Raw genomic sequence first — 5,671 nt, 5'->3', positions numbered from 1 at the left:
AAACATCATCGACTCAAATCTCTATTTGCAACAGTGCCAGATCAACTATAGTGTCTTCAATAAACTGGCTGGACTACAGCAGAATCAAGTGGTTGAGAATAAAAGATTAGGCTCGGTTCTGGCGCATATCCAACAACAGCATGAAGAACTGGAACAGCAAAACAAACGTAATCGTTCTCAAAAGATGCCAAGCAGACGTGCACAGAAAACAGCAATTCAAGAACGAAATCTAAATCCTGTGCTTGACTTGGAAATGTCCATATAGGACATTTCTATTTGGTTATTAGGTAGGACATTTCTACTTAGGAATAACACAAAAATGGGAGCTTAAGCTCCCATTTTTACTGATGATTTTTTAATTCTTTTAGCATGGCATCTCGTAAGATTTCATTCATGCGTGTCTGATAACCTTTACCTTGTGCTTTGAACCATGCAAGTACGTCAGCATCTAAACGAATAGATGTTTGTTGCTTCACTGGACGATAGAATTGATTGTGGCGTACAGCATTACTCCAGTCGGTAATTTCAGGCATATCTGATAGATCTAGATGATCGTCAGGAACCGTGCCTTTAGCAAGCAAGCGTTCAATTTCAGCATCTTGCTTGTCGCTGAATTTTTCATTCAGTTCTTTGCGTGAGTGTCTAACCATGCTCATATTTATCTCGCTCTGCTTTAGTTACCTGTCTTGCACTAATAATTCTTATGATTTCACAGTCATCTTCATCAAAGATGGTATGAGCTACTAAGAGCATTAGTACGCCTTTCACTTTTCCAATGGTCTGCCAACGTTCTTCACCATCGGTATGTCTGTCCTGAATTGAGATCCTCAGTGGATCTTCAAAAACAAGGCTTGCAGTTTCGAAAGAGACATCGTGCTTTTTCTGATTCTTTCGATTCTTTGCCTCATCCCATTCGAAATACTGTTTCATAAAAAACATTCAAATTTGTATATACAATACTGTATCACAAAATTGTATCACTCAAGTTGAGAAGCGTAATTTTTAGTCGAAATTATTGGCAAGAACTATTAAAACCGCTCATAAAAAAGCCGACTTGTTTCAAAATCGGCTTTTTGGGCATTTTTGGCTTTTTAAGGTTTTATTAAGTGTCTGATATTTATATTAATATACAAGTGTATTGCGTATAACCACCATTATGTTAAATTGATGATAATGTGTTCAATTAGGAGAGCTTTTTCAGATTTTCTACCTATAGTCGACTTAGACATTACCCATCCACGAATCATTCCAGCAACAATACAAATTGCTAAAAATAAAGGGAATGAGCCAAAACCTTGAGGTTTATGTTGAAGGAATCTAATGATATGAAAATAAGAGCAAAACTACTTCCCTATCCAAGACCACCATAGAAGAAGATCCATTTAAATTTTTTGTTTAACACTGATTCATGTGTCATTTTTGGATTTTCTTTTGATATAAAAATAAACACCTAGTTCTAAAAATATAAAATAGGAAAAGTTTCGTAAGAGAGTTGTTAGAAAGCTAGACTCTCCAAAAATAATATCTCACTTCTTTCGTTTATATACCCATACTCAATTTTAATATTTTATGTTGTATCAAACTGATAAAAATTCTCTACATGAGAAAGATTATTAGTTATTATTTAGTGAAGAAAATAGCACTGCGAGTTGAACATGAATGTCTATGCAGAACATTCAAACAATGTATTAACTATTAATAAATTAAGCAAAAAATTCGGCTCACATTTTGCTGTTAATCAAGCCACATGGTCTGCAACGAGTGGGCAAATCATTTGCTTACTCGGACATTCAGGTTGTGGTAAAACCACCATGCTACGTTTGATTGCAGGTTTAGAAGAACCGAGTAGTGGCTCAATTCAGCTTGAACAAAACATTCTTTGGAATGAAGAACAGCACATCCCTGCAGAAGCACGGAATATTGGTCTGGTTTTTCAAGACTATGCGTTGTTTCCGCACCTGAATGTGCTGGAAAATGTGATGTTTGGGTTAAAAAAGTTCTCAAAACAGCAGCGACAAGAAATTGCAGAACAAGCCTTAAAACATGTTTCCATGCATCATCACATGCATAGTTATCCATACACCTTATCGGGTGGAGAACAACAGCGCGTTGCTCTGGCGCGTGCTTTGGCTCCTAAACCCCATGTGTTACTCATGGATGAACCTTTTTCTAATCTGGACCATCGGCTACGTGATCAAATCCGCCAAAGTACGATTGACCTTTTAAAAAAGACAGCAACCACTACTGTTATCGTAACGCATGATCCGGAAGAGGCTTTGCAAATTTCTGATCAAATTATATTGATGCATCAAGGGAAAATTATTCAGATCGGCACACCTAAGCAACTTTATTTGCAGCCCTCAACCCTGTTCGCGGCACGCTATTTTTCTGCTTTGAATGAAATACCGGCCAAGCGGTTAGATCATCAAATCAAAACAATTTTTGGTCACATCGCACTACCTGAAAACTTAGCATATGCTGAAAAATCGATTTCCTGTTGTTTCCGTCCGCATCAGGTACAGGTTTGTAGAGAACCAGTCGAAGGCGCTGCCGCAGCAAAAGTCATTTCATCCAGTTTTATGGGTCACGCTTACCAGTTACATCTGCAACTTGCTGCTGAGTCGACCATTTTATTGGCTCAAGTTGACCATCTCCAGCATTTTTTTGAAACTGAACAAGTCTATGTATCCGTAGACTTAACAGCATGTTTCTTCTTTGCATCCGATGACGACTCTAACATAGCCATCACATCTCAGCTTGAACAAGCAGTTCAGGTTTAAACTCTGTTAAGGAAATAAGAAATGAAATCACTATCGAAAGTTCACCTTCTTTTAACTGGTCTAGTTGCCTTTAGCTGTAACTGGGTAAATGCAGCTGAAGTCAACCTTTATACCACACGAGAACCAGTTCTAATTCAACCTCTTTTAAAAGAGTTCAGCCAAAAAACTGGGGTGAAAGTCAATACTGTTTTTATTAAAGATGGGTTGCTTGAACGCGTTAAAGCTGAAGGCCGACGTTCGCCTGCAGATGTGATGCTCACTGTCGACTTTGGGAATTTGGTGGATTTAGTCGAAAGTGGTTTGACGCAACGTGTAGACTCAAAAGTATTGAACAGCTCAATTCCGGGTAATTTACGTGCTGCAAATGGGCACTGGTATGCATTGTCAATGCGTGCACGTGCAGTTTATGTTTCTAAAGAGCGCACTCCCATCACTGCTATTTCTTATGAAGATTTGGCTAGTCCAAAATGGAAAGATAAGATCTGTATCCGTTCCGGCAGCCATCCTTATAACACAGGTTTAATCGCAGCCTATATTGCCCATCATGGTGAGAAAGAAGCTGAAAAATGGTTACGTGGTGTAAAAGCGAATTTAGCACGTCCTGCGAGTGGTGGTGATCGTGATGTAGCACGGGATATTCTCGGCAAGATTTGCGACATTGGGGTAGCAAATACCTATTATGTTGGCACCATGCGCACAGGTGATGCAGAGCAACGACGTTGGGGCAATTCCATTAATGTGGTTTTACCGCGATTTGAAAATGGTGGTACACACGTCAATGTTTCAGGTGCCGTCGTATCTAAATATGCGCCCAATCGTAAAGAAGCAGTACAATTGCTCGAGTTTTTAGTCTCTGACCATGCTCAGGCGATCTATGCGAAAAGCGATTTTGAATATCCAGTGAAACCTGGGGTTAAAATTGACCCGATTATTGCAAGCTTTGGCAAACTCAAGGTGGATTCAATTCGCTTAAGTGAAATTGCCCGATACCGCAAAACAGCCAATCTTTTGGTTGATAAGGTACAGTTTAATCACTAAATCTCGCTCGACTTACAGGGAGGATTTACTCTCTCTGTAAGATCAGGTTTGTTTCCACCTCTCATCATACCTAGATCTTCAATGCCAAAAAAGAAATTTGAATTTAGTTCGTTATTTTCGCTAAGTGGACTATTGACGCTTCTCGCCTGTTTACCCGTCCTTGCTTTAGTTTGGACAGCACTGCAAGGCAATAGTGATATTTGGGAACATCTGATTCGCTATGTTATCCCACCTACATTGGTAGAAACATCTTTACTTCTACTTGGTGTTGGTCTACTGACCATTCTTATTGGCACAGGAAGTGCCTGGATCGTCACGGCTTATCAATTTCATGGTCGAGCTTTTCTCGACTGGGCACTACTGTTACCTCTTGCAGTACCCACCTATATCATTGCCTATAGCTATATCGATATTCTGCATCCCATTGGTCCCGCCCAAAGCCTGCTGCGAGACGGGTTGGGGTTAGACATGCAACAGCTATGGTTCCCTAATATCCGCTCGGTGTGGGGAGGAATCTTTTTATTAAGTTTCGTCCTTTATCCCTATGTCTATTTAAGCACCCGCGCAATGTTTTTAATGCAGTCAGCAAGTCTGATTGAAGTCGCACGCAGCTTGGGACTGAAACCCGATCAGGTCTTTTTGAGAGTCGCGATGCCACTCGCTCGACCGGCAATTGCAGTGGGCACCAGTCTGGTTTTAATGGAAACCATTAATGACATCGGTGCAACAGAGTTTCTTGGCATTAAAACACTAACGTTATCCATTTATTCAACATGGATCAACCAGTCTGATCTGGCAAGTGCCGCACAGATTGCCATTTTTATGCTCATGATCATTACCTTTTTAGTGATCATAGAAAGGTTGGGACGACACAAACAGCGTTACATGAACTCGGCTCAACGCAGCCGGCTGATGTCTCCTCAACCCATTAAAGGAACCAGAGCGCTAATATTATTCGGGCTTGGACTTATCCCTGTTTGTATTGGGTTCCTCATCCCGTTCAGCCATTTATTGGTGGAGTCTTATAAACGTATTCAATACGCTGGTTTTTCTGAATATTTATTACAAGCTTCGATGAATACCCTTACCTTAGCCAGTATCGCCACATTCATTACCATCCTTATAGGTTTCTTGATTGTCAGCGCTGCACGATTTAGCCGAAATACCTGGTTTAGTCGTATTGCAAGTTTAGGCTATGCCATTCCGGGTACTGTGCTCGCAATCGGCCTTATGCTGTCGTTGGGTGCTCTCGATCATGCGGTGGCAGATTTTCTTGAATTCAAGCTCGGCATTTCTACAGGGTTACTATTTTTGGGTACTAGTTTCACTTTGATCTATGCCTATGCTGTTCGTTTTCTGGCCATTTCGATTGGTGGAATAGAGTCTGGATATAACCGGATCCATGGGGTTATTGATGATGCTGCACGCAATTTAGGACAGAACAGACGGGGTATTTTATGGCGAGTTCATTTCCCACTTTTACGCCCTGCGATCATCTCGGCTGCATTATTGATCTTCGTAGACTGCATGAAAGAATTGCCTGCCACTCTGTTACTAAGACCACTAAATATGGAAACGCTTGCTACACAGCTATATGCGGAAGCCTCAAGAGGCACCTATGAAGATGGTGCAATAGCAGCTTTACTCATTGTATTGGTTGGCTTAATCCCAGTTATTTTACTTGCTCGAATGGGTAAAACTGGCCGATAAAATAGCTGTTATAGCGAAAGAAATACACAAAGCAATGTAAAAAAGCTGATTAAACAGCTATTTTTCATATGTCATAAATATATTCCATCGCTTATCCTTTTGACGGTTATTGAGAAGATATATTTTTTAAGGGGAGTTTAACG

General features: G+C 40.4%; 5 protein-coding genes and 1 pseudogene. 4 read left to right on the top strand and 2 right to left on the bottom strand.

Translation table 11 applies throughout. The features are described 5' to 3' along the window. A pseudogene (locus EXE10_RS19950) lies at positions 1-265 on the top strand (hypothetical protein); the annotation flags it as partial. Positions 266-341: 76 nt separating this feature from the next. Here EXE10_RS19950 and EXE10_RS19945 read toward each other — a convergent pair. Then, on the bottom strand, positions 342-656 hold the full coding sequence (locus tag EXE10_RS19945; protein WP_130114513.1) for a BrnA antitoxin family protein: 315 nt from the start codon (positions 654-656) through the stop codon (positions 342-344). Continuing rightward, the gene (locus tag EXE10_RS19940; RefSeq protein WP_130114512.1) at positions 643-930 is read right to left on the bottom strand and encodes a BrnT family toxin; all 288 of its coding nucleotides are present in this window, start codon (positions 928-930) and stop codon (positions 643-645) included. Before EXE10_RS19940 ends, EXE10_RS19945 begins: the two co-directional genes overlap by 14 nt. Before the next feature lie 725 nt (positions 931-1,655). Here EXE10_RS19940 and EXE10_RS19930 point away from each other — a divergent pair. From EXE10_RS19930 to EXE10_RS19920, 3 genes are all read left to right on the top strand, one after another. Then, positions 1,656-2,780 carry an ABC transporter ATP-binding protein gene (locus EXE10_RS19930; protein WP_126034948.1) on the top strand — a complete coding sequence of 375 codons (1,125 nt, stop codon included), beginning with the start codon at positions 1,656-1,658 and terminating at the stop codon, positions 2,778-2,780. A gap of 21 nt (positions 2,781-2,801) precedes the next feature. After that, entirely contained in the window at positions 2,802-3,818 is a 1,017-nt protein-coding gene (locus EXE10_RS19925; protein WP_130114511.1) for an extracellular solute-binding protein, read from the top strand. Positions 3,819-3,899: 81 nt separating this feature from the next. After that, the gene (locus EXE10_RS19920; RefSeq protein ID WP_039890603.1) at positions 3,900-5,528 is read left to right on the top strand and encodes an ABC transporter permease; all 1,629 of its coding nucleotides are present in this window, start codon (positions 3,900-3,902) and stop codon (positions 5,526-5,528) included. Positions 5,529-5,671 lie beyond the last annotated feature (143 nt).

Source organism: Acinetobacter sp. WCHAc060033, from assembly GCF_004209125.1.
Lineage (GTDB): Bacteria > Pseudomonadota > Gammaproteobacteria > Pseudomonadales > Moraxellaceae > Acinetobacter > Acinetobacter wuhouensis.
Note: the sequence above shows the minus strand (reverse complement) of the source record. Positions and strands in the feature narration are given on the sequence as shown.

What these genes read in the sequence shown, in the direction of transcription:
- EXE10_RS19940 (WP_130114512.1), bottom strand. Translation starts at nt 930, where the DNA reads ATGAAACAGTATTTCGAATGGGATGAGGCAAAGAATCGAAAGAATCAG.
- EXE10_RS19930 (WP_126034948.1), top strand. Translation starts at nt 1,656, where the DNA reads ATGAATGTCTATGCAGAACATTCAAACAATGTATTAACTATTAATAAA.
- EXE10_RS19945 (WP_130114513.1), bottom strand. Translation starts at nt 656, where the DNA reads ATGAGCATGGTTAGACACTCACGCAAAGAACTGAATGAAAAATTCAGC.
- EXE10_RS19925 (WP_130114511.1), top strand. Translation starts at nt 2,802, where the DNA reads ATGAAATCACTATCGAAAGTTCACCTTCTTTTAACTGGTCTAGTTGCC.
- EXE10_RS19920 (WP_039890603.1), top strand. Translation starts at nt 3,900, where the DNA reads ATGCCAAAAAAGAAATTTGAATTTAGTTCGTTATTTTCGCTAAGTGGA.